27 protein-coding genes are annotated in these 26,194 nt (G+C 72.8%); 13 read left to right on the top strand and 14 right to left on the bottom strand.

The genetic code is table 11. The features are described from left to right. Positions 1 to 4: 4 nt before the first annotated feature. A complete protein-coding gene (locus E9228_RS04085) occupies positions 5 to 838 on the bottom strand; it encodes a DUF429 domain-containing protein (protein ID WP_166779262.1) in 834 nt (277 codons plus the stop codon). A gap of 77 nt (positions 839 to 915) precedes the next feature. Here E9228_RS04085 and ligD point away from each other — a divergent pair, with 77 nt between their 5' ends. Further along, positions 916 to 1,935 (top strand): non-homologous end-joining DNA ligase, encoded by a 1,020-nt coding sequence (gene ligD, locus E9228_RS04080; RefSeq protein ID WP_208385462.1) that lies wholly within the window; start codon positions 916 to 918, stop codon positions 1,933 to 1,935. Between the two features lie 5 nt (positions 1,936 to 1,940). On the opposite strand, the gene E9228_RS04075 is transcribed toward ligD, so the two are convergent. The 3 genes from E9228_RS04075 to E9228_RS04065 all read right to left on the bottom strand — a co-directional run bounded on the left by E9228_RS04075 (position 1,941) and on the right by E9228_RS04065 (position 3,437). Next, complete coding sequence (locus E9228_RS04075; RefSeq protein WP_166779261.1) at positions 1,941 to 2,090, bottom strand: hypothetical protein; 150 nt, start codon at positions 2,088 to 2,090, stop codon at positions 1,941 to 1,943. After that, positions 2,087 to 2,248, bottom strand: a complete 162-nt coding sequence (locus E9228_RS04070; protein WP_166779260.1) for a hypothetical protein — start codon at positions 2,246 to 2,248, stop codon at positions 2,087 to 2,089. Before E9228_RS04070 ends, E9228_RS04075 begins: the two co-directional genes overlap by 4 nt. Before the next feature lie 142 nt (positions 2,249 to 2,390). After that, positions 2,391 to 3,437, bottom strand: a complete 1,047-nt coding sequence (locus E9228_RS04065; protein ID WP_166779259.1) for an ATP-dependent DNA ligase — start codon at positions 3,435 to 3,437, stop codon at positions 2,391 to 2,393. A gap of 84 nt (positions 3,438 to 3,521) precedes the next feature. Between E9228_RS04065 and E9228_RS04060 the strand changes: the two genes are divergently transcribed. Beyond that, positions 3,522 to 4,541 carry an MBL fold metallo-hydrolase gene (locus E9228_RS04060; protein WP_166779258.1) on the top strand — a complete coding sequence of 340 codons (1,020 nt, stop codon included), beginning with the start codon at positions 3,522 to 3,524 and terminating at the stop codon, positions 4,539 to 4,541. Positions 4,542 to 4,633: 92 nt separating this feature from the next. Here the strand turns inward: E9228_RS04060 and E9228_RS04055 are convergent, their stop codons facing one another. From E9228_RS04055 to E9228_RS04045, 3 genes are all read right to left on the bottom strand, one after another. Further along, positions 4,634 to 5,278 (bottom strand): FMN-dependent NADH-azoreductase, encoded by a 645-nt coding sequence (locus tag E9228_RS04055; protein ID WP_166779257.1) that lies wholly within the window; start codon positions 5,276 to 5,278, stop codon positions 4,634 to 4,636. A 123-nt stretch (positions 5,279 to 5,401) separates the two neighbouring features. Beyond that, positions 5,402 to 7,204 (bottom strand): putative Ig domain-containing protein, encoded by a 1,803-nt coding sequence (locus tag E9228_RS04050; protein ID WP_166779256.1) that lies wholly within the window; start codon positions 7,202 to 7,204, stop codon positions 5,402 to 5,404. Between the two features lie 175 nt (positions 7,205 to 7,379). Beyond that, positions 7,380 to 8,279, bottom strand: a complete 900-nt coding sequence (locus tag E9228_RS04045; RefSeq protein ID WP_166779255.1) for a LysR family transcriptional regulator — start codon at positions 8,277 to 8,279, stop codon at positions 7,380 to 7,382. A gap of 82 nt (positions 8,280 to 8,361) precedes the next feature. Between E9228_RS04045 and E9228_RS04040 the strand changes: the two genes are divergently transcribed. Together E9228_RS04040 and E9228_RS04035 are read left to right on the top strand one after the other, a co-directional pair. Continuing rightward, on the top strand, positions 8,362 to 11,871 hold the full coding sequence (locus tag E9228_RS04040) for a proline dehydrogenase family protein (RefSeq protein WP_166779254.1): 3,510 nt from the start codon (positions 8,362 to 8,364) through the stop codon (positions 11,869 to 11,871). Positions 11,872 to 11,979: 108 nt separating this feature from the next. Further along, a complete protein-coding gene (locus E9228_RS04035; RefSeq protein ID WP_166779253.1) occupies positions 11,980 to 12,420 on the top strand; it encodes a VOC family protein in 441 nt (146 codons plus the stop codon). 9 nt (positions 12,421 to 12,429) lie between these two features. Here E9228_RS04035 and E9228_RS04030 read toward each other — a convergent pair whose 3' ends face one another. Then, on the bottom strand, positions 12,430 to 13,056 hold the full coding sequence (locus tag E9228_RS04030; RefSeq protein ID WP_166779252.1) for a QsdR family transcriptional regulator: 627 nt from the start codon (positions 13,054 to 13,056) through the stop codon (positions 12,430 to 12,432). A gap of 63 nt (positions 13,057 to 13,119) precedes the next feature. On the opposite strand from E9228_RS04030, the gene E9228_RS04025 reads away from it, so the two are divergent. Next, positions 13,120 to 14,313 (top strand): acyl-CoA dehydrogenase family protein, encoded by a 1,194-nt coding sequence (locus E9228_RS04025; RefSeq protein WP_208385460.1) that lies wholly within the window; start codon positions 13,120 to 13,122, stop codon positions 14,311 to 14,313. Positions 14,314 to 14,389: 76 nt separating this feature from the next. On the opposite strand, the gene E9228_RS04020 is transcribed toward E9228_RS04025, so the two are convergent. Then, positions 14,390 to 15,268 carry a patatin-like phospholipase family protein gene (locus tag E9228_RS04020; protein WP_166779251.1) on the bottom strand — a complete coding sequence of 293 codons (879 nt, stop codon included), beginning with the start codon at positions 15,266 to 15,268 and terminating at the stop codon, positions 14,390 to 14,392. Between the two features lie 137 nt (positions 15,269 to 15,405). Between E9228_RS04020 and E9228_RS04015 the strand changes: the two genes are divergently transcribed. Together E9228_RS04015 and E9228_RS04010 are read left to right on the top strand one after the other, a co-directional pair. Next, positions 15,406 to 16,338 carry a GAF domain-containing protein gene (locus E9228_RS04015; RefSeq protein ID WP_166779250.1) on the top strand — a complete coding sequence of 311 codons (933 nt, stop codon included), beginning with the start codon at positions 15,406 to 15,408 and terminating at the stop codon, positions 16,336 to 16,338. Further along, positions 16,335 to 16,520, top strand: coding sequence for a hypothetical protein (locus E9228_RS04010; protein ID WP_166779249.1), 186 nt, complete (start codon positions 16,335 to 16,337; stop codon positions 16,518 to 16,520). The genes E9228_RS04015 and E9228_RS04010 overlap by 4 nt, the downstream gene beginning before the upstream one ends. A gap of 104 nt (positions 16,521 to 16,624) precedes the next feature. Here E9228_RS04010 and E9228_RS04005 read toward each other — a convergent pair whose 3' ends face one another. Both E9228_RS04005 and E9228_RS04000 read right to left on the bottom strand, forming a co-directional pair. After that, positions 16,625 to 17,653, bottom strand: a complete 1,029-nt coding sequence (locus E9228_RS04005) for an NADPH:quinone reductase (RefSeq protein ID WP_166779248.1) — start codon at positions 17,651 to 17,653, stop codon at positions 16,625 to 16,627. Positions 17,654 to 17,702: 49 nt separating this feature from the next. Continuing rightward, positions 17,703 to 18,068, bottom strand: a complete 366-nt coding sequence (locus E9228_RS04000; RefSeq protein WP_166779247.1) for a winged helix-turn-helix transcriptional regulator — start codon at positions 18,066 to 18,068, stop codon at positions 17,703 to 17,705. A 145-nt stretch (positions 18,069 to 18,213) separates the two neighbouring features. Here E9228_RS04000 and E9228_RS03995 point away from each other — a divergent pair, with 145 nt between their 5' ends. Next, positions 18,214 to 18,861: an NAD(P)-dependent oxidoreductase gene (locus E9228_RS03995; RefSeq protein WP_166779246.1), complete on the top strand. Its 648-nt coding sequence runs from the start codon at positions 18,214 to 18,216 to the stop codon at positions 18,859 to 18,861. A 324-nt stretch (positions 18,862 to 19,185) separates the two neighbouring features. Here E9228_RS03995 and E9228_RS03990 read toward each other — a convergent pair whose 3' ends face one another. Next, the gene (locus tag E9228_RS03990; protein ID WP_341849761.1) at positions 19,186 to 20,511 is read right to left on the bottom strand and encodes an MFS transporter; all 1,326 of its coding nucleotides are present in this window, start codon (positions 20,509 to 20,511) and stop codon (positions 19,186 to 19,188) included. Between the two features lie 123 nt (positions 20,512 to 20,634). On the opposite strand from E9228_RS03990, the gene E9228_RS03985 reads away from it, so the two are divergent. Next, positions 20,635 to 21,492 (top strand): LysR substrate-binding domain-containing protein, encoded by an 858-nt coding sequence (locus E9228_RS03985; protein WP_166779245.1) that lies wholly within the window; start codon positions 20,635 to 20,637, stop codon positions 21,490 to 21,492. A 13-nt stretch (positions 21,493 to 21,505) separates the two neighbouring features. Here E9228_RS03985 and E9228_RS03980 read toward each other — a convergent pair whose 3' ends face one another. Together E9228_RS03980 and E9228_RS03975 are read right to left on the bottom strand one after the other, a co-directional pair. Next, entirely contained in the window at positions 21,506 to 23,089 is a 1,584-nt protein-coding gene (locus tag E9228_RS03980) for a hypothetical protein (protein WP_166779244.1), read from the bottom strand. A gap of 281 nt (positions 23,090 to 23,370) precedes the next feature. Further along, positions 23,371 to 24,141 carry an NADPH-dependent F420 reductase gene (locus tag E9228_RS03975; RefSeq protein WP_341849759.1) on the bottom strand — a complete coding sequence of 257 codons (771 nt, stop codon included), beginning with the start codon at positions 24,139 to 24,141 and terminating at the stop codon, positions 23,371 to 23,373. Here E9228_RS03975 and E9228_RS03970 point away from each other — a divergent pair. From E9228_RS03970 to E9228_RS03955, 4 genes are all read left to right on the top strand, one after another. Continuing rightward, complete coding sequence (locus E9228_RS03970; RefSeq protein WP_110903063.1) at positions 24,135 to 24,431, top strand: GNAT family N-acetyltransferase; 297 nt, start codon at positions 24,135 to 24,137, stop codon at positions 24,429 to 24,431. The genes E9228_RS03975 and E9228_RS03970 overlap by 7 nt on opposite strands. Positions 24,432 to 24,450: 19 nt before the next feature. After that, a complete protein-coding gene (locus E9228_RS03965) occupies positions 24,451 to 24,912 on the top strand; it encodes a VOC family protein (protein ID WP_166779242.1) in 462 nt (153 codons plus the stop codon). Between the two features lie 243 nt (positions 24,913 to 25,155). Next, positions 25,156 to 25,632, top strand: a complete 477-nt coding sequence (locus E9228_RS03960; protein ID WP_166779241.1) for a MarR family winged helix-turn-helix transcriptional regulator — start codon at positions 25,156 to 25,158, stop codon at positions 25,630 to 25,632. 10 nt (positions 25,633 to 25,642) lie between these two features. Beyond that, the gene (locus E9228_RS03955) at positions 25,643 to 26,182 is read left to right on the top strand and encodes a YfcE family phosphodiesterase (protein ID WP_166779240.1); all 540 of its coding nucleotides are present in this window, start codon (positions 25,643 to 25,645) and stop codon (positions 26,180 to 26,182) included. The last annotated feature ends 12 nt before the right edge of the window (positions 26,183 to 26,194 follow it).

The following is a 26,194-nucleotide window of genomic DNA, read 5'->3' as shown; positions in this document are numbered from 1 at the left end:
CAGCCTAGCGAGCGGGACGCTGCGACCGGCGCGCGGGGGCGACGAGCGCCGGCAGCCTGCCGTCTGCATCGCGGGGGTCGGACGGGAGGCCCGGGTCGCCACCCAGCACCTGCACCCGCTCGTCGCCGTGCCGCTCCCAGAACGCCGCCGTCCACGCGCAGAGGACGCCGTCGAGCAGGTCCTCGCGGTGCTTGTGGGTCGGCCCGTGCAGCACCGACGGGTCGCGGAGGGCCCGGGTGAGCGGATGCGCGTCCAGGTCGAGGGGCGGGTCGAACGCCGTGGTGCGCACACGGCGGACGAGCTCGTCGAACGCCTCCGCTCGTCGCTGCCGTGCCACCGGCGGGGGTACGGACGTGTCGAGTCGCTTGTAGCGGGGACGTTCGACGTCGTAGCCGAACTCCGCCACCCCGACCAACGTCGTGTACGGGTAGCACTCGAACACCGCTGGCCCGGTCCGCTCCCGCATCGCTGCCGTGTCGCTGACGTAGTCCACGCCGAGGGCTGTCAACCGGTCGAGCAGTCGGGCGCCGGCGCTCGCGGCCGAGGCCAGGTTCGTCGGGTTCGCGGCGACCTTCCACCGGCCGTAGCGCTGCCCGACCTGCCGTTCGGACTCCCGGATGCCGGTCGGGTTCGTGACCACGAGGGAGGCGTCCACCGCGATGAGGGTGCGGGGGCCCAGGCGGTCGGCGATCCAGGCGGTGACGTCGTCCACTCCGCGAGCCCAGCCGGCGTCGGTCACCCGCCCGGCGTCGTCGAGGGCGGCCAGCCCGGTCTCGTTGGGGGCCCGTCGATCGGTGCCGAGCCCCCAGGCCAGGTCCACCCCGAGGTACGCGGTCACCGCTCCATCCTGCCGGGCCCGCCTCCGGTCGGTCGCACTGCGCGCCGGGCTCCGGCCGTCGGAGTAGGTTCCGCTGCATGGCGACACCGGCGACGACGCTCACCGTGCCCGGACCCGACGGCGAGCGGGAGGTGCGGATCTCCAGTCCGTCCCGCGTGCTGTGGCCGGACCTCGGCATCACCAAGCTCGACCTGGCGCGGTACCTCGTCGCCGTGGGGGACGCCTTCGTGCGCGCGAACGGCGACCGGCCGATCTCGCTCCAGCGGTTCCCGGACGGGGTCGACGGCGAGCAGTTCTTCTCGAAGAACCCGCCCAAGGGTGCCCCGGAGTACGTCCGCGCGGTGACGGTCACCTACCCGAGCGCCCGGAGCCACCCGCAGCTGGTGATCGACGAACCGGCCGTCGCGGTCTGGGCCGCGCAGATGAACACCGTCGTGTTCCACCCGTGGGCATCCCGGGCGGAGGACAGCGACCACCCGGACCAGCTCCGCATCGACCTGGACCCGCAGCCCGGCACCGACTTCCACGACGCCGTCCCCGCCGCGCACGAACTGCGCAAGGTCCTGGCCGAGGTCGGACTCGAGGCATGGGTGAAGACGAGCGGGAACCGCGGCCTGCACGTCTTCGCCCCGATCGAGCCCGCGTACGAGTTCCTCGACGTCCGGCACGCGGTGATCGCCGCGGCCCGGGAACTCGAACGCCGGATGCCGGAGCAGGTGACCACGGCCTGGTGGAAGGAGGAGCGCGGATCGCGCGTCTTCGTCGACTTCAACCAGGCGAACCGCGACCGCACGATGGCAGGTGCCTACAGTCCGCGTGCGCTGCCGAACGCCGCGGTCTCGACGCCGTTGCTGTGGGACGAGCTCGACGGCGCTGACCCGACGGCGTTCACCGTCCTCACCGTGCCGCCGCGGCTCGCCGAGACGGGGGACCCGTGGGAGACCATGGCGGCTGCTCCGGGGAGCATCGACCCGCTGCTCGGATTGTGGCGACGGGACCTGGAGAACGGCCTCGGCGAACTGCCGTTCCCGCCGGACTTCCCGAAGATGCCCGGGGAGCCGCCGCGCGTGCAGCCGTCCCGGGCGAAGAAGGCCTGAGGGACTCAGACCAGCGAGGAGGAGTCCTCGCGACGCAGGTCGTCGTCCTCGACGCGTGAGGTCTGCAGCGGCAGGCCGACCGTCGCGGTGTGCAGACGGGTGAGGCGGGACCAGGTCCGGCGGTTGCCCTGCGTGATGCCGTCGAGGACGATCATGCGCCCAAGCCGATCGTGACGAAGGCGAGCGCGGCGGCGGTGACGCCGGCGATCCCGCTGATGATCGCGCTGGTCTGCAGGGCACGCTGGTGGCGTGCTTCGCGGACCTCGCTGAGAGGGTTGCGCTGTGCTCGGCGAACGAGGATCTCGTTGCTCATGTCCACTCCGATCCGTGATCTCGAGGGGGTGGAGAACCACCGTTTCCCTGATGCCTCGAATGTTTCCACACAATCACTAGTTCGGCTAACTACTGATGGCACTCGAGCGCCAAATGGACAAGTCGACCCCCGTCCGGGGGAGTCAGCTGAGGACGTCGCTGAGGTCGTACGCCGCGGGCACCTCGAGCTGGTCGAAGCCGCACGACCGGGCCTCACGGTCCGGCCGCCAACGGGCGAACTGCACCGTGTGCCGGAAGCGGTCGCCCTCCATCTGGTCGTACCGCACCTCGAGCACCCGCTCCGGCGCCAGCCGGACGAACGACGTGTCGCGACCCGACGAGAACCGCGACCGTTCGCCGTCACCCGTCACGGCCCTCCCGTCCGCGTCCCGCTCCACCAGCGGCTCCAGCTCGTCGACGAGTTCGCGCCGCCGCTTGTCCGAGAACGCGGAGACACCGCCGACCATCCGCAACTCACCGTCGGCGTCGTAGAGCCCGAGCAGCAGCGAGCCGACACCCGTCCCGCTCTTGTGCACCCGGTAGCCGACGGCGACGACGTCGGCCTCCCGGTGGTGCTTGATCTTGAGCATCGTGCGCTTGTTCGGCTCGTACGGACGCTGCCGCGGTTTCGCGACGACGCCGTCCAGGCCGGCACCCTCGAACGTCGTGAGCCACCGGCGGGCGATCTCGACGTCGAGTGTCGTCCGGGTCACGAAGAGCGGTGCGGTCAGCTCGGCGCCCAGGGTCTCGAGTGCGGCGCGACGGTCGTCGAACGGTCGGGACGTCAGGTCCTCGCCGTCCAGGTGCAGCAGGTCGAACGCCACGAACTGCGCCGGCGTCTCGACCGAGAGCTTCGTGATGCGTGAGGCAGCCGGGTGGATCCGTTGCGACAGGGCCTCCCAGCCGAGCGCCTCGTGCCCCGGCTCGCCGGAACGCACGACCACCTCGCCGTCCAGGACGACCGGGCCGGAGCGGCCGCCGAACTGCGCGCGGAACGCCTCGACCAGTTCCGGGAAGTAGCGGGTCAGCGGCTTCGCCCCGCGGCTGCCGATCTCGACGTCGTTCCCGTCGATCGTCACGATGCCGCGGAAGCCGTCCCACTTCGGCTCGTACCGCAGGCCACCGGCGACGCTGTCGGGTTCCGGGACGGCGGCGACGGCCTTGGCGAGCATGGGCGCGATGGTCTCCATGCCGCCTGTCTACGCGCTGGCGGCGGCGACGGCCTGGAGGCACGGCACACGCCCGTCCCGCGCCGCGCTCACTACGCTGGTCGCGTGTCGAACCCGTCGCCCGTCAGCCCCGTGCAGGCCGCGGCACTCGCCGCCGGTGCGCTGCCGCCCGTCGAGGAGGTCCGGCCGGGCATCTGGACGCTCGCCGTCCCGTTCCGCGGTGGCGTCCCCGACGCGACCCTGGTCTACGTCGTCGCCGGGGACGACGGCTCGCTCACGGTGATCGACCCCGGCTGGAGTGACGGCGGGGAACTGGACGTCCTGGCCGCTGGCCTGCGGACGATCGGCCGTGCGGTCGAGGACGTCACGCTCATCGCGGTGACGCACCTGCACGCCGACCACCTCGGTGCCGCCGCGGCCCTCCGTCGCCGCTCGGGAGCGCGGGTCGCGATGCACCCGGCCGAGGTCCACGCCCTCGAGCACGCGCGTGCCGACGCGGAGCAGAACGAGCGGGACGCCCGGACCTGGGGTGTCCCCGCCGACCGACTCGACGGGGTCCTGGCGGTGTGGGGCTCCGGCCGGCAACTCGGGCAGGGGACGCTCGAGCGGCCGTTCGCGGACCTGCTGCTCGAGGACGGTGACCGGTTGCCGATCCCGGGCCGGGACGTCCGGGTGCTCTGGACCCCGGGCCACACCGCCGGACACGTCTGTCTCGTCGACGAACCCGACGGGCTGCTCTTCACCGGCGACCACGTGCTGCCACGGATCAACTCCGGCGTCGGACTGGGCGGGCGGACCGGCACCAACCCGCTGCGGGACTCACTCGCGTCGCTGGCGGCGCTCGAGCCGTTCGCGGGACTCGAGGTGTGCCCGGGGCACGAGTACCGGTTCGTCGACGTCGTCACCCGCGCCCGGACCCTGACCGCGCACCGCGACGAACGCACCCGGCACGTCGCCGCCGCACTCGACGCGCTGGACCGCCCGACGGTGTTCGAGGTGGCGTCGCGCGTGCCGTTCAGCGGCGGGATCGAGTCCATGTCGGGGTACCTGCTCGCGAGCGCCCTGAGCCAGACGGTGTTCCACGCGGACCTGCTCGGACGCGCCGGGGAACTCCGCCCGGCCTGACGGTCGGGCCCGACCGACCGCCCGGCCCGACGGTCGGACGCGACCGCTCGGCCTGATCGCGGGGTACGACCGCCGAGCCGCCGCGTGCGGGTTCAGCCGAGCGTCGACGCGAGGCGTTCCACGGTCACCCGGGCGTCGGCGAACTCGGCGGCGGCGTGGTCGGCCAGCGGTGCGAGTCCGGGCAGCCGGTCGGCGAGGGTCGCACTGACCACGACCGGGTGCACCTTCATGCCGAGTGCGGTGCCGAGGATGATGTCGAGCACCGGCGACGCGTGGTCCCAGTGCTCCGTCGGGGTCCCCGCGTCGTAGGTGCCACCGCGGCTGACGACGGTGACGACCGGCCGACCGGCGAGGGGCTGGGGCGTGCCGTCGGGCCCGGGGACCAGGACCCCGGGGATGTGCACGCGGTCGAGCCAGGCCTTGAGGCTCGACGGCACCGTGTAGTTGTACAGCGGCGACCCGATCACGACCACGTCGGCGGCGAGCAGCTCGTCGATGACGTCCTGGCGCAACTGCTCGGCCGCGGCCGGCACCGACTCTCCGGCGGTCCGGTCCGCTGCGGCCCAGTGCAGCGCCGAGGTCTCGAGGTGCGGCAGCGGGTCCACGTGCAGGTCGCGCCGGACGACCGTGTACTCGGCGCCGCGGGCGCGCCAGGCGTCGGCGAACGCGGCGGTCAACGCGCGGGATCGGGAGTGGGCGAGGTCGGCGGACGAATCGATGTGCAACAGGCTCGGCATGGCCACAACGCTAGCCGCGCGTCCCACGCCGGGACGGCAGCGCGTCGGACCTGTGGACGACGGAACGGCCCCGTCGATCCGTGGAGGGATCGACGGGGCCGCGGGAGGGGCCTCCCGTCCGGGTCAGCGCTGTGCGCGCCGACGGACGATGCGCAGGCCCACCAGGGCGGCGCCGGCGGCGAGCATGCCGAGCGCCCAGGGGAGGGAGTCGGTCGCGTCCGAGCCGGTGTAGGCGAGACGGCCGTGCGCGGCCGTGCGGACCGGGACCGTGCCGATCGGGGCGGCGGCCACCGGCGGGGTGACCACCGGGGGAGCCGAGACCGGCGGGGTGGTGCCGGGGGTGGTCGCGGTCGGGGTGACCACGACCGGGAACGACGTCGAGAAGGCGTCGCCCGTGGCGGTGAGGGTGTGCGTCGACGCCTCCGTGAAGGTCACGTCGGTGAAGTTGCCGTAGTCCCCGAAGAGCGGGTCGGCGGTGATGACGTCCGAGGCGGTGTCGGAGCGGAGCGACACCGGCAGCGGCATCTCGTCAGCGTCGGTCACGTCGTTGCCGAACCGGTCGACGAGGCCGCCGTTGGTGATGAGCGTGCCGCCCTGCGGGACCGTGGGCGTTCCGCCGTTGCGGTACTCCTCGGTCAGTTCGGAGCCGTCGTCGTCCGAGTGGTACGTGGTGTCGATCGTGGTGATCGCACCCTTGCCGTCGATGATCCAGCTCCGGATCGAGCCGTCGTGGGTCGAGTCGTCGGAGTCGGCCTTCGACGCTGCGGACCAGCCGTACTCGGCGTCCGAGCCGAATCCGATGCCGAAGCCGGTGTCGGAGTCGAGGAAGTCGGTGAACTGCTTCCGGTCCGCGGCGAAGACCTCGACGCCCGCGGGTGCACCGGCGGCGACCGACAGCTCGAGGTACTCGGTGACGCTCCCGGCGTCGTTCGTCGCGGTGATGGCGAAGTCGTAGTACGGGAACGCCTCGTCGGCGGTGCCGGAGAGGACACCGGTGGCGGGGTCGAACGTGATGCCGTCCGGCAGCTGCGACTCGGGCGTGTACTCCGGGTCGTCCACGTCGCCCTGGTCATCGCCGTAGTACCAGTCGAGCGACAGCGCCGGCGTCGGCGTGCCGACGGTGTGGAAGGTGTACGAGAACGGCTCGCCGGCAGTCGCCTCGAGGGGCAGGGAGTCCTCGTCCGCAACGGTCCCGCCGACGACGGGCTTGCCGTCGGCGTCGACGAACGCCGGGTCCTGCGTCACGGCGGCGGTCTCAGCGGAGGCCGTCTCATCCGTGTGGCCGGTGAGCGTGTTCGTGACGGTCACGGACACGACCGCGCCGGCGTCCGCGGCGACGACGTCGTACGTCGGGCCCTGGTCGCCGGTCGGGACGCCGGCGACGGACCAGCGGTAGGACAGCGCGGACGGGTCGGTGAAGCCCTTGGGCTTCGCACGGAGCGTCTGGCCGACCTTCGCGCTGCCGGAGATCGTCACGGTCGCGGTCGCCGCTGCGGCCGGTGCCGGAGCGGTCGGGGCGGCCTCGGCCGGGCTGGTCGCGCTCGGCTTCGACGTGGTCGGTCGGGTCGGAGCGGGGCTCGCGGTGCCGGTCGTCGGAGTGGTCGGCGTGGTGGCGCCGGTCCCGGCGGCGTCACCACCGGTGGTCGTCCCGGGGGCGCTGGTCGCGCCGTCGGACGGGAGGCTCGGCGCGGCCGGGGTGGTCACGTCGCCACTCGGCGTGGTCGCGTCGGACCCCGGCGTCGTCGTGCCGGTCGGCGCTGCGTCCGCGCCGGCCACCGGGGCGGAGGTCGACGAGGTGCCCGTCGGGGCGTCGTCCGCGTAGGCGGTGGTCGCGGTCATGACGCCGAAGCCGGTCGTCAGGCCGATCAGAGCGGTGGCGGTGCCGACGGCGCAGGCGCGTCGGACGAAGGAGGTGCTTCGGTGCACGGGACTTCCCCCAGTTCGAGTCCGGTCGGGTGCCGGACATAAGAGTTCGCCGAGAATCCCCGGCTGATCGGAGGGTATTGGTCGAGTGTGGCGTAATGGGGTGCGGCACGGGACAAGTACCCCGGGTTGGGGGTACTGACGGCCCGATCGTGCGGTTTGCCGCAACGGTCGAATATCAGGAGTACACGGAGGCCGCTCGCTCGAGTGCGGTCCGGACGGTGAGGACCGCGGGCGACTCGGAACTCGCGGTGCGTTGCGCGGTGAAGACGGTGCGCCGAGGCGCATCGGGCAGCTCGACCAGACGGCACGTGGTCTCCCGCCCGGTCCAGACGAGGTCCGGCATGAGGGCGACGGCGTTGCCGGCCTCGATCAGCCGGATCTGCGACTGCAGGTCGGCGGTCTCGTACCGGACGTCCGGCTCGAAGCCCGCCCGTCGGCACACCTGCTCGGCGAAGTGTCGGGAGGCCGCCCCACGCGGCTCCATCACCCAGGGGAGACCTGCGGCACTCGCCAGGTCGGTGACGTGGACCAGCGCGGTGTCCCACGGCGGCAGGGCCAGGCGGACGGCATCGGTCGTCAGGTCGTGCCGTTCCAACCCGGGGAACCGCGGCGCTGCGTGTGCCGGGTACTGCTCGGCGATGACCATGTCGAAGTCGCGGGCCCAGGTCTCGTGCAGCGCCGTCTCCGGTTCCCGCTGGACCATCTCGACGCGCACGTCCGGGTGCTCGATCGCCATGGTCCGCAATGCCGTGGGCATCAGGGCCAGCGCCGCGGACTGGAACACCGCGACCCGGACCCGGCCCTGGACCGTGGTCAGGGTCGACTCGAGTGTGGACTGGGCACGCTCCAGGGTGTCGAGCACCTCGCTCGCAGCGGCCACCAGGACATCGGCCTGCGGCGTGAGCTGGAGCCGCCGCCCCGACTTGCGGAGCAGTGGCACGCCGGCTTCGCGTTCCAGGGTGGCGAGCTGCTGGGACACGGCGGACGGGGTGAAGTTGAGCGCCTCCGCGACCGCCGCCACGGTGCCCCGGATCGACAGCTCACGGAGGAGTACCAGGCGACGGACGTCGAGCATGCCGAAAGCGTAGCTGAGCTGAACGGAATGCATCAGGAAGAGTTGCTTCCGCTACCGGAAGACCGACCGGCACACTGACCCCATGACCGACGTCCAGCCCCGCCCCGACGCTGAAGCCGACGCCACCGCAGCCGCTGCGGCCCCGGCCGTCCACGACGACCTCGCCGACGCGTCCGTCGCGCTCGTGCGGCAGTGGCTCGCCGAAGCGGAGACGTACCCCGTCGACGGCTCGGCGAAGCAACTCGCGGGCGTGCTCGCCGACCCGAAGGGCCTCGCGTTCGCGGTCGGCTTCGTCGACGGCGTCGTCCGGCCAGAGGACCTCGGCGTCGCGGCCCGCAAGCTGCGCGCGATCGCACCGGACGCCCCCGGGTTCCTGCCCGCCGCGCTGCGCGGCCTGGTGCGCCTCGGTGGCGGACTGGCACCGAGCCTCCCGACCGTCGTCGTCCCGATCGCCCGACGGGTGCTGCGGAACATGGTCGGCCACCTCATCGTGGACGCCACCGACGCCAAGCTCGGACCCGCGATCGCGAAGATCAAGCAGGACGGCGTCCGACTGAACGTCAACCTGCTCGGGGAAGCCGTCCTGGGGGAGCGCGAAGCCGCCCGACGCCTCGACGGGACACACGCGCTCCTCAGCCGTGACGACGTCGACTACGTGTCGATCAAGGTCTCCTCGACCGTGCACCCGCACTCGCCGTGGGCCTTCGACCACGCGGTGGACGACATCGTCGAGCAGCTCCGTCCCCTGTTCGAGCGAGCCGCAGCAGCGTCGCCGCGCAAGTTCATCAACCTCGACATGGAGGAGTACAAGGACCTCGACCTCACCATCGCGGTCTTCACGAAGCTCCTCGACGAGGCGCGGTTCACCGACCTCGAAGCGGGCATCGTCCTGCAGGCGTACCTGCCCGACGCGCTCGCCGCGATGGAGCACCTGCAGGAGTGGTCCGCAGCCCGACGGGCCCGCGGCGGTGCCGACATCAAGGTCCGGCTGGTGAAGGGCGCGAACCTGCCGATGGAGCAGGTCGAGGCGTCCGTGCACGGGTGGCCGCTCGCCACCTGGCACACCAAGCAGGACTCCGACACGAACTACAAGCGCGTGCTCGACTGGGCGCTGACTCCCGAGCGGATCGCGAACGTGCGCGTCGGTGTCGCCGGGCACAACCTGTTCGACGTCGCCCACGCCTGGCTGCTGGCCGGCCAGCGCGGGGTCCGCGACGGCATCGAGTTCGAGATGCTCCTCGGCATGGCCCAGGGGCAGGCGGCCGCGGTCAGGAAGACCGTCGGCTCGCTGCTGCTCTACACGCCGGTCGTGCACCCGGGAGAGTTCGACGTCGCGATCGCCTACCTGATCCGCCGGCTCGAAGAAGGCGCGTCGCAGGACAACTTCATGTCCGCGGTGTTCTCGCTGGCATCGTCCCCGACGCTCTTCGCCCGCGAAGAAGCCCGCTTCCGCGACTCGCTGGCGCCGCTCGCGCTGCCGGGCGGCCTCGACGCGCCGGCCGCGCACCGCGTCGCCGACCGGTACGCGGCGGTCGACCGCCCGGCGCCCGGACACTTCGAGAACACCCCGGACAGCGACCCGTCCGTCGGCTCGGTCCGTGCGTGGGGTGCGGGCATCACCGCGCGCGTCGCCACGTCGACGCTCGGGGTCTCCGCGGTCCAGCAGGCGCGCATCACCTCCGCGACGACCCTCGAGTCCGCGCTGCAGCGTGTCCGCGCCGCCGGCACCACGTGGGGGTCCTGGTCGGGTGCGGCCCGCGGTGCCGTCCTGCACGCCGTCGGTGACGCGCTCGAAGCCAACCGTGCCGCCCTCATCGAGGTGATGGCGTCGGAGACCGGCAAGACCATCGACCAGGCCGACCCGGAGGTGTCCGAGGCGATCGACTTCGCGCACTTCTACGGTGAACTCGCCGCCTCGCTCGACACCGTCGACGGCGCCGCCTTCACCCCGGCAGCACTGACGCTCGTCACCCCGCCGTGGAACTTCCCCGTGGCGATCCCGGCCGGTTCGACCCTGGCCGCGCTCGCCGCCGGGTCCGCGGTCGTCCTCAAGCCCGCGCCGCCGGCCGCCCGCAGTGGCGCCGTCCTGGCGTCGGTGATCGAGACCGCTCTCGACGCGCACGGCGCCCCCGCCGACGTCCTGGCGTTCCTCGACGTCGAGGAGTCCTCCCTCGGCAAGGCCCTCATCGCCTCGCCGCTCGTCGACCGGGTGATCCTGACCGGTGCGTACGAGACCGCCGAGCTGTTCCGGTCCTTCCGGCAGGAACTGCCGCTGCTCGCCGAGACCTCGGGCAAGAACGCCGTCATCGTGACCCCGTCCGCCGACCTCGACCTCGCCGTCAAGGACGTCGTCGCCTCGGCCTTCGGGCACGCCGGCCAGAAGTGCTCGGCCGCGTCGCTCGTCGTCATGGTCGGTTCGGTCGCGAAGTCCAAGCGCTTCCGCAACCAGCTCCTCGACGCCGTGTCCTCGCTGACCGTCGGGTACCCGAGCGACCCCACGACGCAGATGGGCCCGATCATCGAGCCGGCGTCCGGCAAGCTGCTCGACGGCCTCACGACGCTCGGCGCGGGGGAGTCGTGGGCGGTCGAGCCGAAGCAGCTCGACGACTCCGGACAGCTCTGGAGCCCGGGCGTCCGCCAGGGCGTCCGTCGTGGCTCGGACTACCACCGCACCGAGTACTTCGGACCGATCCTCGGCGTCATGACCGCGGAGACCCTCGATGAAGCGATCGACATCGTCAACGAGGTCGACTACGGCCTGACCTCGGGTCTGCACTCCCTCGACCCGGGCGAGATCGGCACGTGGCTCGGGCGGATCGAGGCGGGCAACCTCTACGTCAACCGCAGCATCACGGGCGCCATCGTCCGCCGCCAGCCGTTCGGCGGGTGGAAGAAGTCCGCCGTCGGCGCAGGCACCAAGGCCGGCGGGGTGAACTACCTGGTCGGACTCGGCTCCTGGGCACCGGCAGTCGCGACCGCCGGGTCCACGCCGTCGTCGTCCGTGTCGGCGTTCGTCCGCGCGACCGGTGTCGACTCGGAGTCCCTCGGCCGTGCGGTCGCCTCGGACGAACTCGCCTGGAGCTCGGAGTTCGGGGTCGCCGCGGACGTCTCGGCGCTCACTGCCGAGCGGAACGTCTTCCGGTACCTGCCGTACCCGGGGGTGCAGGTCCGCCTCGCTCCGGCTGCCGAGGACCCCGACACCGAGCCCGATGTCGCGGGTCTCGTGCGGGTCGTCGCCGCGGCACTGCGGGCCGGTACCGCGGTCGACGTCTCCGTCGCCGCTGACCTGCCCGCGACGGTGACCACCGCGCTCCGTGGCCTGTCGGTCGTCGGCACGCTCCGACAGGGGGAGTCCGACGACGCCTTCGCCGCGCGGATCGCCGCTGGTCTCTCCACCCGGGTGCGACTCGTCGGTGGGGACGCTGCGGCCCTGGCCGTCGGGACGAACGGGCGCCCGGACATCGCGGTGTACGCCGAGCCCGTCACCGAGGCCGGTCGGATCGAGATGCTGCCGTTCCTCCGCGAGCAGGCGGTCTCGATCACGGCGCACCGCTTCGGGACGCCGAACCACCTGTCCGACGACCTGATCTGACGACCGGCAGCTGTCCGGTCGCCGCATGCCCCGAGCCTGCCGTCAGGTGTCGGGCGTTGCCTCGGGTCGGCCACCACGACGGTGGCGAATCACAGCGAGGAGCACCACATGACCGACCCGATCGCCCGTCCCACCGCCCTGGCACACGTCCGCGTGACCGTGACCGACATCACCCGCAGCAAGGCGTTCTACCAGCAGCTGCTCGGCGTCGATCCGGTCATCGACTTCAGCGACCAGGTCGACGAGCCCGGCGTCACCGAGGACCGCGAGCGCTTCTACGGCGGCTGCGTGTTCCCGCTGGGCGACCAGGTCTTCGGGCTGCGTCCGGTCGCTCCGGCCGGGCAGACGTTCGACCCGGACACGGTGGGCCTCGACCACGTCAGCTTCACCGTCGGCTCGGTCGACGAACTGCACCAGGCAGCGGCACGGCTCGACGCCGCGGGCATCGAGCACGGTGCGGTCACCGACCTCGGGGACGCCGGCATGACGATCCTGTCGGTCCAGGACCCGGACGACATCAACCTGGAACTGGCCGCCCGGAACGGCTGACGCACTCGGTCACCGGGTGGGACGCAGGATGTACTCGTACGTCGTGCGGGCCCGCTCGGGGTCCGGCGTCTCGCCGGAGATCAGGTCCGCGTAGGTGAACGACTCGGACACCCGCACCAGCAGCCGTCCGAGTTCCTCGGGGGCGAGCGGTGCCGGGTCGAACGTCCCGGTCTCCTGCTCGGTGGTGATCAGCGTGGCCACGACGGCCACGAAGCGTCGCTGGACGTCGCTGTCGGTCGTCGTCAGCAGGCGCAGGGCGCGGGCGGGTTCGCGGGTCAGGAACGCGCGGAAGTACGGCGCCCGGATCAGGTCCGCGGTGAACCGGTCGAGGACGTCGACGATGCGCGCTGCCCCCGAGGGTGCCGCGGCTCGACCGGCGGCGTCGAGCGTCGGGACCGCGAGCGACCAGAGGATCTCGGACAGCAGCTGGTCGCGGTTGCCCACCCAGCGGAACAGCGAGGTGCGGTCGACACCGAGCGACGACGCGAGTGCGCCCATGTCGATGCGGGCGCCGTCGATGAAGCTGTGACGCGCGGCACGGAAGGCGCGCTGGGCGTCCGGATGGGCCTCCAGTCGGGCGGCGAGAGCGCTCGGGACGAGGGCCGAGCCGAGTGCGCCGAGTGCCTGCCTGCTCACGGTTCCCCCAGAGTCGTCGTGCCGGTCTTGCAACGTTTCCGAGAATGATGCATCGTTGGGGTCATGTCAATGACGGCTGCGCAGACGCCCCTGCTGGAATCCGACTTCTACCGGTTCCAGGAGCAGCTGACCGACCAGGAACGCGCCTCGCTCGGGAAGCTCCGCGAGTACCTCGAGCGCGACGTCGCACCGATCGCCGACGAGTACTGGGCCCGCGCCGAGTTCCCGAAGCAGGTCATCGCACCGCTCGCCGAACTCGGCATGTACGGCCCCGGGGTCCCACTGGTCCGCCAGTTCGAGAACTCCGCCGTGTACCGCGGGTGGGCTGCCCTCGAACTCGGGCGCATCGACGCCGGCGTCGCGACCTTCATCGGGGTGCAGTCCGGCCTCGCCATGAACTCCATCGCCGTCGCCGGCAGCGACGAGCAGCAGCGCGAGTGGCTGCCCCGGATGGCCTCCGGCGAGATCGTCGGCGCCTTCGGCCTGACCGAGCCGCTCTCCGGCAGCGACTCCGCCCGCGGCCTCCGCACGACCGCGCGTCGGGACGGCGACACGTGGGTGCTCAACGGGTCGAAGCGGTGGATCGGCAACGCCACGTTCGCCGACGTCGTCGTGATCTGGGCGAAGGACGTCGCGGACGGCCAGGTGAAGGGCTTCCTCGTGACGTCGGACACCGCGGGCTTCACCGCGACGAAGATCGAGGACAAGATCGCGCTCCGTTCGGTGCAGAACGCCGACATCACGCTCGAGGACGTCCGCGTGCCCGAGTCGCGCCGGCTGCAGCACGCGGACTCGTTCCGCTCGACCGCAACCGTCCTGCGGCTGACCCGGACGGAGGTCGCCTGGCAGGCCGTCGGCATCTCCGTCGGCGCGTACGAGGCAGCGCTCCGCTACGCCCGCGAGCGCGTGCAGTTCGGCAAGCCGATCGCGTCCCACCAGCTCATCCAGGACCTGCTCGTGAAGTCCCTGGCGAACATCACGGCGTCGATCGCCCTCTGCACCCAGGCCTCTGCCCTGCAGGACCAGGGGCTCGGCGGGGACGAGCACTCGGCGATGGCGAAGGCCTTCGCGACCGCCCGGATGCGCGAGACCGTCGGCTGGTGCCGCGAGGTCCAGGGCGGCAACGGCATCGTGCTCGAGAAGGGCGTCGCCCGGTTCTTCGCGGACGCCGAGGCGATCTACTCGTACGAGGGCACGCGTGAGGTCAACACGCTGATCGTCGGGCGTGCCGTGACGGGTCAGGCCGCGTTCGTCTGACCCACGGGCCTCGCCGCCCGGCGCAGCGTGCCCGGCGCCCGGTGCCGAGTGCCCAGCGCCGGGCGCCGCCCGGGTCTCATGCCCAGAACGTGGCGACCCGCTCCGCGACCTGCTCAGCCTGCGCCCGTCCGGCCTCCGCCGACGGCTGCTGCGTCGACAGTGCTAACGAGTTGGTGCCGAAGGCCTGGATCGACGCCTCGTCGGCGACCAGGACCTCCACCTGCGACCCGGCGTCGCGGAGGGCTGCGACGGACCGGTCGAGCCACGGTCCGAGCGGCGACGGCCCCTCCGGGCTGCACGCGATCACCAGGACCCGCTCGTACCCGGCGGCCACGTCGGCGTTGGTGGCCGACCGCACACCGCCGTCCACGTACGGGTGCCCGTCGATGCGCACCGGTGACCACACGATCGGCACCGAGCAGCTCGCGGCCACCGCACGCTCCAGCGGGACGCCGTCCTCGGCGCGGAACACCCGGAAGGACCCGTCCACCGCGTCGACCGTGGTCACCGCGTACGGACGCTCCGGCCACTCCGTGCTCGGCAGCGTCTGCCGGAAGGTCGCGACACGCTCGTCGTCGCTCTGCCCGGAGGTGACCTCCTGCGCGGCAGCACCGACCCGAGCCCGGGCGTCCTGCTCGGACGCCGCGCCCTGCATCGCGGCGGCGAAGCGCTGCTCGACCTCGGAGACGTCGACAGCGGCCGGCTCCTCGTACGTCGTCGGCACCGGGCTCGCCTGCTGCTCGTAGGCCGAGCGCACCGCACCGGCGCGCAGGAACGTCCCCACCACGCTCCCGGCGCTCGTCCCGACCACCAGGTCCGCTGCCCCGAGGTCGACTCCGGCGTCCTCGAGCGCCGACAGGACGCCGAGTTCCCAGGCGATGCCCGCGACCCCACCGCCTCCGAGGACGATCGCGCGGGTTCCGGGCGTGGGCGTGGGCTGTGCGACATCGGTCATGACTCCTGCATACCAACTCCGCCGATGAACGCGCCCCGCGTCGGCCGTGCCGGACCCGGCCCGCGTCGGACGGGAGGCGCGCACCACCGCCGCCCCGCGCCTCCCGTCCGTCGGTGGTCGGCCCTACCGTGCTTCGTGTGGGACAGGGGAACGGACGACGCGGGCGCGCCGGCGACGTGGTGCTGCCGATCGTGGCGGCCGCGCTGCCGACGGCGGTGTTCCAGGTGCCGAACCTCGTCGGCGTCCCCGTGGGACGCGCGTGGCTCGTCGTGTCGGCGCTGGCGGTGTTCGTCGCCGTCGTGGTCTGGCAGGTGCTCCGCGCGCGTCGTGGTGCCCGGGCCCGGGCCTCGGCGGAGGACACCGGTGCTGCGGCGCTCGCGGCGTACGAGGTCGCGGTGCAGTACGGGTTCGGGCAGATCGCGACCCGGCTGACGCGGTTCGCCACGCACGACCCGGTGACCCGGCGCATCGAACTGGGCGGGTTCGCCGACCGGGCCGCGGCGGCGCTGGCGTTCTACCTGTTGCCACACGTTCCCGACGTCCGCGCGAACGTCTACCTGCTGTCGCCGACGCTCGACGCCCTCGAGCCGATCGGTCACGGCGGAGCGGGGGACACGGCGGGGACCTTCCGCGCCGGCACCCCGTACGGTGACCGGAACCTCGAGTGGGTGCTGCAGGGCGGACCACCGCGCGTGGTCCCCGACCGGGAGTCCGACGTCGACGCCGAGGACGACGACCCCGAGTTCACGCCGCGCTGGCGGTCCTACGTGGCGGTCGTCGTCCGGTCCGAGGACTACTCCTTCGGCATGCTCACCGTGGACAGCCCGGCGCCCGGCGCGTTCACGGAACTCGACGTGCGGAACGTCGCCGTCATCGCGGAGTACGTGGCGACGGCCTGCGTGCTGGCGTTCCGGCCGGTGCCCGACACCGTGTCCGATCCAGGCCCGGGGCCGGTCGCGGGCGCGGACCCGGTCGCAGGCGCGGACCCGGTCGCAGGCGCGGGCCCGGAGTCGGTCGCGGACCCGGCGCCCGGTCCGCTGTCGGGCCCTCGTCGTAGCCTGACGCCATGACGACGTTCAGTCCGTCCGGCGCGGCCGGGTTCGGCCGTGCCCGGGTGACGCCCCCGCGGTCGATCGGCAGCGACGACCGTGACTACGACGACCCTCGGGTGGTCGCAGCGAACCTGCAGCGGGCGATGTCCGCCGCTCGAGCGCGGCTGGTGCGGGCGACCGGCGGGCGGCGGCGGGCCTGAACTCGGGTACCACCGGCGGGCAGTTCCGGGCCTGACCCGGCCGGGCGCCACCGGCGGGCCGCGGCGGGGCTGACCCGGCCGGGCACCACCGGTCGCCCGACCGACTACTCCGCGGTGACGTCGATGAGCACCTTGCCGACGGCGTCGCCCTGCACTGCGTCGTGTGCGGCCGCGGTCTCCTCGAGGGGGAAGCGCAGCAGCGGCAGGCCGGCGTCCTCGCCGACCGGCAGGACACCGTCGCGGAGCGCTGCCGTGACGTCCTCGGCGGCCGCGGCGAGGGCGGCGTCGCCGATCGTGTAGAGCAGCAGGAACTGGTAGCGCGCGTTGATGCCCATGTTCGGCCGGACCGGGATCGACGCTGCGTCGCCACCGTTGTCGGCGTACATCGAGACGACGCCGTGGTTCGCCAGGACGGCGGCGTCGAGGTCGGCGTTCGCGGGGATCGACACCTCGACGACGATGTGCACGCCGTCGGGGGCGATCGCGCGGATCTGGTCGGCGGCGTCGTCCTCGCGGTAGTTCACGGTGTGGTGGGCACCGGCCGCGGTCGCGAGCGCGGCCTTGTCGTCGGAGCTGACCGTCGCGATGACGGTCGCGCCGGCCCACCGTGCCAACTGGATGGCGGCGTGCCCGACGGCACCCGCGCCTCCCGCGACCAGGACGATGCGACCGGTCAGGGCGCCGGGGGAGAGGCGGGTGGGACCGTCCTCGTGCACGGTGAGGGCGCGGTGCGCGGTCATCGCGGGCACACCGAGGGAGGCGCCGACGTCGAACGAGACGCCCTCGGGCAGCGGTGCGACGCGGGTGGCGGGGACGACGGTGTACTCCTGCGCGGTGCCGGTCGGGCGGGAGGCCGCAGCCATGAACAGCCAGACGTGGTCGCCGACCGACAGCCCCTCGACACCGGGGCCGACCGCGTCGACGATGCCGGCGCCGTCCTGGTTCGGGGTGATCTCCGGGAACGGCAGGCCGTCGCCGTAAGTGCCGCCCTGCCGGGCCTTCCAGTCGGTGGGGTTCACGCCGGAGACGACCACGCGGACGCGGACCTCACCGTCGCCGGGCTCGGGGACCGGACGGTCGGCGAGGGAGAGGACGGAGGACGTGCCGGGCTGGGAGTAGACGATCGATCGCATGTCTCCACGCAACCACCGGCGGGCGGGGGTGATTCCAGGAGGGACGGGTTCAGCCGCGACCGTCGTACCCCGAGCGGGCCTCGGTGACGCCGTCCATGTGGTCGATCGCCCACTGTTCGAGCGGCACGAGGACGGTGCGGAGGGACCGACCGGTGTCGGTGAGTTCGTACTCGACGTGCGGCGGGATCTCGGGGAAGACCGTCCGCGTGACCAGGCCGTCCCGCTCGAGGGCGCGGAGGGTCTGGGTGAGCATCTTCTGCGACACGCCCTGCACCCGGGCGGCGATCGCCGAGTAGCGGCGGGGGCCGTCGGCCAGGGCGCCGATCGTCAGGACGCTCCACCTGTCCCCGATCCGGTCGAGGAGCTGCCGGGAGGGGCAGTCCGCCGCGTAGGGGCTGTACTCGAGCGCGCTCATGGTGACCTTCCGTGGGGCACGGTCCGCGACGCGCCCGGGAAGGGCACGCACCGCGAGGTGCCTACTTACTGAAAGAGAGTAACACCCGTAGAGTGAGTGGCACGGCGCGTGACCGCGTCGGCACCACCACCACGAAGGAGCTCGAATGTCCACGATCGTCGTCTTCGGAGGCACCGGCTACGCCGGCTCCGCCATCGTCCGTGAAGCCCTCTCCCGCGGCCACGAGGTCGTCGCCGTCGCGCGCGACACCTCGAAGCTCGACGCTGCCGAGCACCTCACGCTCGCCCAGGGCGACGCGTTCGACGCCGGCTTCGTGGCCGACGTGACGAAGGGCGCGGACGTCGTCATCGTCTCCCTGCACGCGGTCCAGTCGGATGGCAGCGAGCTCAAGGACGAGTTCCAGCACTTCGTCGACGCCGCAGCGGCCGCCGGCGCACGTCTCGGCATCGTCGGCGGTGCCGGCTCGATGCTCGTCGCCGAGGGCGGCCCGGCCCTGTACGACACCCCGGACTTCCCGGAGGCGTTCAAGGGCGAGGCGAAGAGCCACGGCCAGATCCTCGAGGCCCTGCGCGCCGGCGACACCGCGGTCGACTGGTTCTACGTCAGCCCCGCCGCGGCCTTCGGCGGCTACAACCCGGGCGAGCGTCGCGGCACCTACCGCTCGTCGGACGACGTCCTGCTCACCGACGCCGAGGGCAACTCGGACATCTCGGGCGCCGACTACGCGATCGCCGTCGTCGACGAGATCGAGCAGCCGAAGCACCACCAGGCGCGTTTCGGCGTCGCCTACTGAGCCGACCCGCTCTGCGGGCCCTGCGGGCCACGCGGGCTCTGCGGGCCCTACGGGCTCTGCGGGCCTTGCAGAACACCGGTGTTCGTCGGTCGCGCCGCGCGAAAGCGCGATGCGACACACGAACACCGGTGTTTCCCCGTCCGTGACGCGCACCGCGACGGCCGGGAGGTGCGTGGCGGCCGGGCACCGCGCCTCCCGTCCGGCCGTTGCCGGCCCTGCGAGGAACACCGGTGTTCGTCGGTCACGCCGCGCCAAAGCGCGATGCGACGGACGAACACCGGTGTTTCCGCGGCCGCGTCGCGCACCCGACGGACGGGAGGCGCGTCAGCGGTTGCCGACGATGGCCGGCAGCGGCAGGTGGTGGCGCATGCGCACCTCGAGGTGCAGCCCGCCCCGCCGGGCGAGGACGAGCGCGATCACGGCCGCGGCCGCGGCCGGGACGCCGCCGGCGACCATCATCCCGACGTGGGCGCCGAAGTGGTCGACGACCTGGCCCATCAGCGGCCCGCCGATCGCCTGCCCGCCCAGGAGCACGAGCACGTAGAGCGACATCACCCGGCCGCGGATCGCGACGTTCGAGGACAGCTGCACGAGCGAGTTCGACGCCGTCTGGAAGAGCAGCTGCGACAACCCGACGACGACCAGCAGGACCGTGAACGGCGCGATCGTGGGGGTCGAGCCGGCGATGACGAGCAGGACGCCGGTCCAGAACACCCCGCCGACGATCGTGCGCAGCCGGACCACCGCCCGCCGCGTCGACAGGACCGCACCGGTCAGCGCCCCGACGGCGACGGCGGAGTTGAACAGGCCGTACCCGCCCGCGCCGACGCCGTAGACCTTCGACGCGAAGGCGGAGAGCAACACCGGCATCGTCAGCGCGAACACCGAGAAGAACGCGACCAGGATCACCGGCACGATGATCGTCGGCTTCGCGGCGGCGTACCGGAGGCCCTCCACGAGCTGCCCCTTCGTCCGCGGTGCCGGCGGGGTGCGGTGCAGTTCGGACACGCGGAGGAACCCGAGCGTCACGACGACCGCGACACAGGCCACCGCGTTGATGCCGAACGACCACCCGGCACCGACGGCGACGAGCAGGATGCCGGACAGCGCCGGGCCGATCATGCCGCCGAGCTGGAACACGGACGAGTTCACGCTGATCGCGTTCCGCAGGTGCTGGTGTCCGACGATCTCGGTGACGAACACCTGGCGTGCCGGGTTGTCGATGACGGTGACCATGCCGACCAGGAACGCGATCACCCAGATGTGCCAGGCCTGCACCACCCCGGCCAGGGTCAGCACGGCGAGCAGCAGCGAGAGGACCGCGAAGGCGCCCTGCGTGATCATCATCAGCGCACGCTTCGAGTAGCGGTCCACGAACACCCCGCCGAGGAGCCCGAACAGCAGCATCGGCGCGAACTGGCACGCGACGGTGATGCCCACCTGCGCGACCGATCCGGTGAGCTGCAGCACCAGCCAGTCCTGGGCGATGCGCTGCATCCACCCGGCCGTCATGGCGACGAGGTTGGTGGCGGTGAACAGCCGGAAGTTCGGCACGGACAGCGCGATGAAGGAACGGCGCCACGGCGGACGGACGGTGCTGATCGGGAGTGGCTCGGTGGGCGGGTGGATGGTCGTCGGTGACGATCGCACGGTGCGGGGGACTCCGGCTGTCGAGGGTGGGAACTGTACCCATCCGAAACTAATCGCTCGGCGGCCATTCGATCCTCCTATGATCGGCATCACTCCATTGCGATGTCGAATGAGGAGCCCGCCGTGCTCGACCCCGTCCTGCTCCAGACCTTCCTGGCCGTCGCCGAGACCGGCAGCTTCACGCAGGCCGGCGTGCAGCTCGGCGTCAGCCAGCCGACCGTGTCCCAGCACGTCCGCCGACTCGAGTCGACGGTGTCCCGGACGCTCGTGGCGCGGGACACCCGTGGGGTCCGCCTGACCGACAACGGGGACGCGATGGCCGGGTTCGCGCGGACGATCCTCGCCGCCCACGCCACGGCCGACGCCTACTTCTCCGGCGTCGCCGCCCGTGGCCGACTCCGGTTCGGTGCGGCCGACGACCTGGCGATCACGCAGCTGCCGCGCATCCTCCGCGACTTCCGGAAGCTGCACCCCCAGGTGGACCTCGAGCTGACGGTGAACCAGTCCGCACCGCTCCTCCGCCGGGTGCACGCCGGGCAGCTCGACCTCGTGTTCATCAAGCGCACCGCGGGGGAGTCCGCCGAGGGCACCCGGGTCGCCTCGGACCAGATGGTGTGGATGGCGCAGGACGGCATCGCACTGGAGGCCGACGACCCCGTCCCGCTCATCGCCTACCAGGCGCCGAGCATCAGCCGGCAGATGGCGATCGACGCGCTCGAGGCCGCGGGACGCACCTGGCGGATCACCTGCAACACGCGTGACGTGAACGGTGTCCTGGCGGCGGTCCGCGCTGGCATCGGGGTCGCGGTGTTCCCGCACTCGCTCATCCCGGCCGACCTGGTGAAGGTGTCGCAGCGGTTGTCGCTGCCGGACCTGCCGGCGGTGGACTACGTGCTCATCGCCAACCCGACCGTGCAGCGTGAGCCGATCGAGGCGCTGACGAACGCGATCCTGTCGCGCGGGGTCGTCCGCGCGGTCTGACCGTCTGCCCGGGTCAGGGGGCGATCGTCGGGACGGTACCGGTCCCGGTGAGGTCCGGCAGCGGCGCGCCGAGTGCCGAGGCGACCGCCCACAGCAGCACGACCATGCCGACCGTGCCGAGCACCGCGCCCAGCAGGGCGACCGGACGCTGCCAGGTGGTCAGCGGGTTCCGCATCGTCACGACGGACACCAGGACCGCGAGCAGTCCGAGGACCACACCGACGGCGTGCACGGTGGTGGGAGCGGTGAACCACCAGGCGGCGAGTCCGATCGTCCCGAGGCCGGCGACGGCACCGAGGACGGCGCCCGGGGTCGGCCCGAGCTGACGCCCGGCACTGGTCGCGGAGGCGGCGGGTCCGGCCGGGAGGCTCGCCCCACCATCCGTCGCGGCGGTCACGACGGTCGCGGCTCCCGCTCCGACACCGGCGGCTGCGGGGAGCGGGACCGCCGTCGAGCGGCGCTTGCGTGGTTCGGCCGCGGGACGGCGGGAGCGGACGGGGCGACGTCCGGGGGTGCCGCGACCGCGGGCGTTCCGGTGCGCACGGGCGGAGGTCGGGGCGGCGGGCAGGACCTCGTCGCCGACGACGGCGGGGCCCGTTGCGGTCGTGTCCGCTGCGGTGGCGGTGGCGGTGGCGGTCTCGGCGCTCGCGTTCGTCGGGTCGCTCGGCGCGGGGGTGACCGGAGGCAGGACCGGGGCGACCGGAGGCAGGACCGGGGCGAGCGGCGGCGCGGCGGCGACCGCGGTCGGGGCGGCGAGCAGTGCGTCGAACGTCGGGGGCGCGGCGACCGCCGCCGGCACGACCCGGGCCTGCTGTCGGGCGAAGCGCGCGGGGGTGCGGTACCCGATCGGTCCGACGGGCTCGGGTTCGCCGCCCTCGACGACGACGTGCTCGAGGCCGGGGACCGAGAACCGCGGCTGGCCGGCTGCCGGCACGACCGGGAACGCGGGCGCGGGCGGGGTGGCCGGTGCCGGTGCGGACCAGACCGGTGCGGACTGGACCGGCGCGGACTGTCCCGGCGCGGCCCGGAGCCCTGCGGATCGGTCCGTTGCCGGACCGCCCGGCGCTGTCCAGCCCGGGGTGACCGCGGCGCTGCCGTCAGCACCGTCGGCGAGTGCCCCCGGGGTGACCGCGCCGGCGTCCGTGGCCGGGGTGCCGATCGTGGGCAGCCAGGACCCGGCAGCGGGAGCCGCGGACGGCACCGGCGCCTCCGGTGCGAGGGGCGTCCCGGGCTGCGGGGTGTACCAGTTCGCGGTGGCGTCGCCGCCGTCCGCGGCGGGGCCACCGGGGACGGGAGCGGCCGGCATCGCCATCGCCGCGGGTGCGGTGGCACCGTGGCGGCCTGCTGCCGAGCGGCCCGCTGCACGGACCGAGACCGACGCTGCTCCGCTTCCCTCGGTCGCGCCGGCGTGGGCGGCGGGTCGGGCGGGGACGAGCGGTGCGAAGGGGACCGTGTCGACGTTCGGGGACGTCGGAGCCGGCGGCAGGAGCTCCTGCGCCGGCGGGTAGTCGGGGGCGACCGCGTGCGGGTCGAGGGCCGGTGGAGCGGGGGCGAGGTGCGACTCCAGGCCGACGGCGACCACAGGCCGGACGTCCACGGGTCGCGCGTCCAGCGTGCGCGCGTCCAGCGTGCGCGCGTCCACAGCGCGCACGTCCACGACGCGAACGTCCGCAGCGCGCACGTCCACGGTGCGCACGTCCTCCGGCGGAGCGGTGACCCATGCGGGTACCGCCCGGCGGGGTCGCTCGGACTCGGGCATGCGATGAGACGCCACGGCCGCTGTTCCTCTCCCTGGATTGATCCATCGTCATTTGTACCGGGGAGGAACAGCGGCCGAGAGCCCCAGTCAGAGGGGGTCGAGCGCGGAGTGCGCCGTCCTCACATGTCGCGGTAGCGCTTCGCGCTGGCCAGGGCCTCGCGGAGCTGGTCGGCGGTCAGGCGCGGGCCGTAGCCGGGCGTGTCACGCTGGATGCGCCATCCCTCGGCGAGGGGACCGGCGTCGACGGTGTCGAAACCGAACTCGTCGATCAGGTCGGCGACGGTCTGCTTCGCGGTGTCGTCGTCGCCGGCGATGACGAGGGCGCGGCGGTCCGGGGTGCCGGCCGGGGTGGCGTGCTCGGTCAGGTGGTCCGCGCCGATGTGGTTGAAGGCCTTGACGACGTGGGCGCCGACCAGGTGGTCCTGCAGCATCTCGGCCGTGGTGGTGGTCTCGTCGTCGAGGGCCGCGATCTGGCCGTCACGCTGCGGGTAGTAGTTGTCCGTGTCGATGACGACCTTGCCGACGAGCGGCTCGACCGGGATCGTGTCGATCGCGCCGAGCGGCACGGTGACGACGACGATCTCGCCCTGCGTCGCGGCGTCCTCGCGGGTGCCGGCGGTGGCGTGCTCGCCGAGCTCGGTGACGAGGTCCGTGAGGGTCTCCGGCCCGCGCGAGTTCGCGATCACGACCTGGTGGCCGTGCTGCACCGCGAGGCGTGCGAGCTGGGATCCGATGTTGCCTGCTCCGATGATTCCGATGGTGGTCATGCACGGTGCAACACCGGGGCGCCGAGGCCATTCCGGCCGTGCGGGCCGCTGCGCGTGTCTGGCGTTCCCCGGAGGGCGACGACACCGGAGGCGGAGCAGCGGTGCAGGATGGCCGCATGACACACGAGTTCCGGAACGAGGCCGACCGCGACCGGTACGCCATGTACGTCGACGGGACCCTCGTGAGCGTGCTCGACTACCGCGTCAACGGTGACGCGATCGCCTTCCCGCACACGTACACGGTGCCAGCGCACCGCGGCCACGGGTACGCGGGGGAGCTCGTGGAGCATGCTGTGTCCGACGTCGAGACGACGTCGACGAAGCGCATCGTCCCGATGTGCTGGTTCGTCAGCCAGTGGTTCGACGAGCACCCCGACAAGAACGACCTCCTCAGCCGCGGCGTCGCGGACTGACCCCACCGAGAGACCCGCCATGCCCCGCATCGTCCCCTTCCTCTGGTTCGACGACCAGGCCCAGCACGCCACCGAGTACTACACGGAGCTGTTCCCCGATTCACGCATCGACGGGGTCGGGCGTGCTCCCGACGGGTCGGTGCTCGTGGTCGAGTTCATCCTGATGGGGCAGCCGTACCGGGCGATGAACGGCGGGCCCGGTCACCCCTTCACCGACGCGCTCTCGCTGCAGGTCGACGTGGACACGCAAGAGGAGCTCGACCGGATCTGGGACGCCCTGATCGCCGAGGGTGGGCACCCGGTGGCGTGCGGCTGGCTGGTCGACCGCTGGGGCCTGTCGTGGCAGGTGACGCCGTCGATGATGGGTGAACTGATGGCCGCCGGTGGCGACCACGCAGCAGCCACCCGGGTGTACGAGGCGATGCGCGACATGGTCAAGCTCGACATCGCCGCGTTGCGGGCCGCGGGCGCTCCGGCCTGAACCCTGACCGCGGGCACCCGACCGCGGCGCCCGACCGCCGTTGACCGAACGTCGTCGACCGACCGCCGGTGACCCGGGCGATGTCGGTTCCGGGGTCCCCTCTTCGGCGGACCCCGGTTATCGTGGGTCGACACCGTCGGCGGAGGGGCCCCGCGTCAGCGATGCGGGGACCGCCACGCAGCACCACGCCCGCACCACGGGCGACCGACCTCCGGCCGACGCCGGACGACAGACGGGAACACCATGGCCGACCCGAGGGGCCCGGGGATCCGCGAGGCGGACATCGGACGGGCGTACACCGAGCTCTCCCGCATCACCCGCCGTGCGAGCGTCCGCGCGCGCGGCACCGAGGACGTCCTGAGCATCGTGGACCAGTCGCTCGTCGACTTCGTGGTGCAGCACCCCGGGTGCATGGCGATCGACATCGCCCGCTACCTGCGGTTGAACCGGTCGACGATCTCCCGCCAGCTGTCCGGTCTGCTCGCCGCTGGTCTCGTCCGGACGGTCGACGGCGGCTCCGGCAACGCGAAACCGCTCGAGGCGACGGACGCCGGACGCCTCGCACTCGCCCGTTCGGTCCAGCTCCACCGGGACGCCCTGGTGGAACGGCTGGCGGAGTGGTCCGACGACGACGTGGCACTGCTCGCCGGCATGCTCGAACGGCTCGGCGCCGCCGACGAGGTCGACCTGCCGATGCCGAGCCGCGCACCGGCCGAGTGACGACGGTCCCGTGAGCACCGCGCTCGTCCTGCTGTCGGACACGCACCTGCCGAAGCGGGCGAAGGACCTGCCGCCGGAGCTGTGGGCGGACATCGACGCCGCCGACCTCGTCGTGCACGCCGGCGACTGGGTCGACCTGGCGACGGTCGACCTGCTCGAGGCCCGCTCACGCGACCTGCTCGCCGTCCGGGGCAACAACGACCTGGGCTTCGAGGAACGTCTGCCCCTCGTCGCCACCCGCCGCATCGAGTCGCTGCGGTTCGCCGTCGTGCACGAGACCGGGGCGTCGACCGGGCGGGAGCGTCGGGCCGAGGCGGACCACCCGGACGTCGACGTCCTGGTCTTCGGGCACTCGCACATCCCGTGGGACTCCACCGCCCCGAACGGCATGCGGCTGCTCAACCCCGGCTCACCGACGGACCGCCGCCGACAGCCGGACCACACGTGGATGCGGTGCGAGGTCGACGGGTCGGACCTGTCGGTCACGCTGGTGCGCCGAGCACCCGGCGCGGACGGCATCCGTCTGGTCGCCTCCCCGGAAGCGTCCTGACGACCACCCGTC

This window comes from Curtobacterium salicis (assembly GCF_011759505.1).
GTDB lineage: Bacteria > Actinomycetota > Actinomycetes > Actinomycetales > Microbacteriaceae > Curtobacterium > Curtobacterium salicis.
The sequence above is the reverse complement of the archived record's forward strand: the minus strand, read 5'-3'. Positions and strand labels throughout refer to the sequence as shown.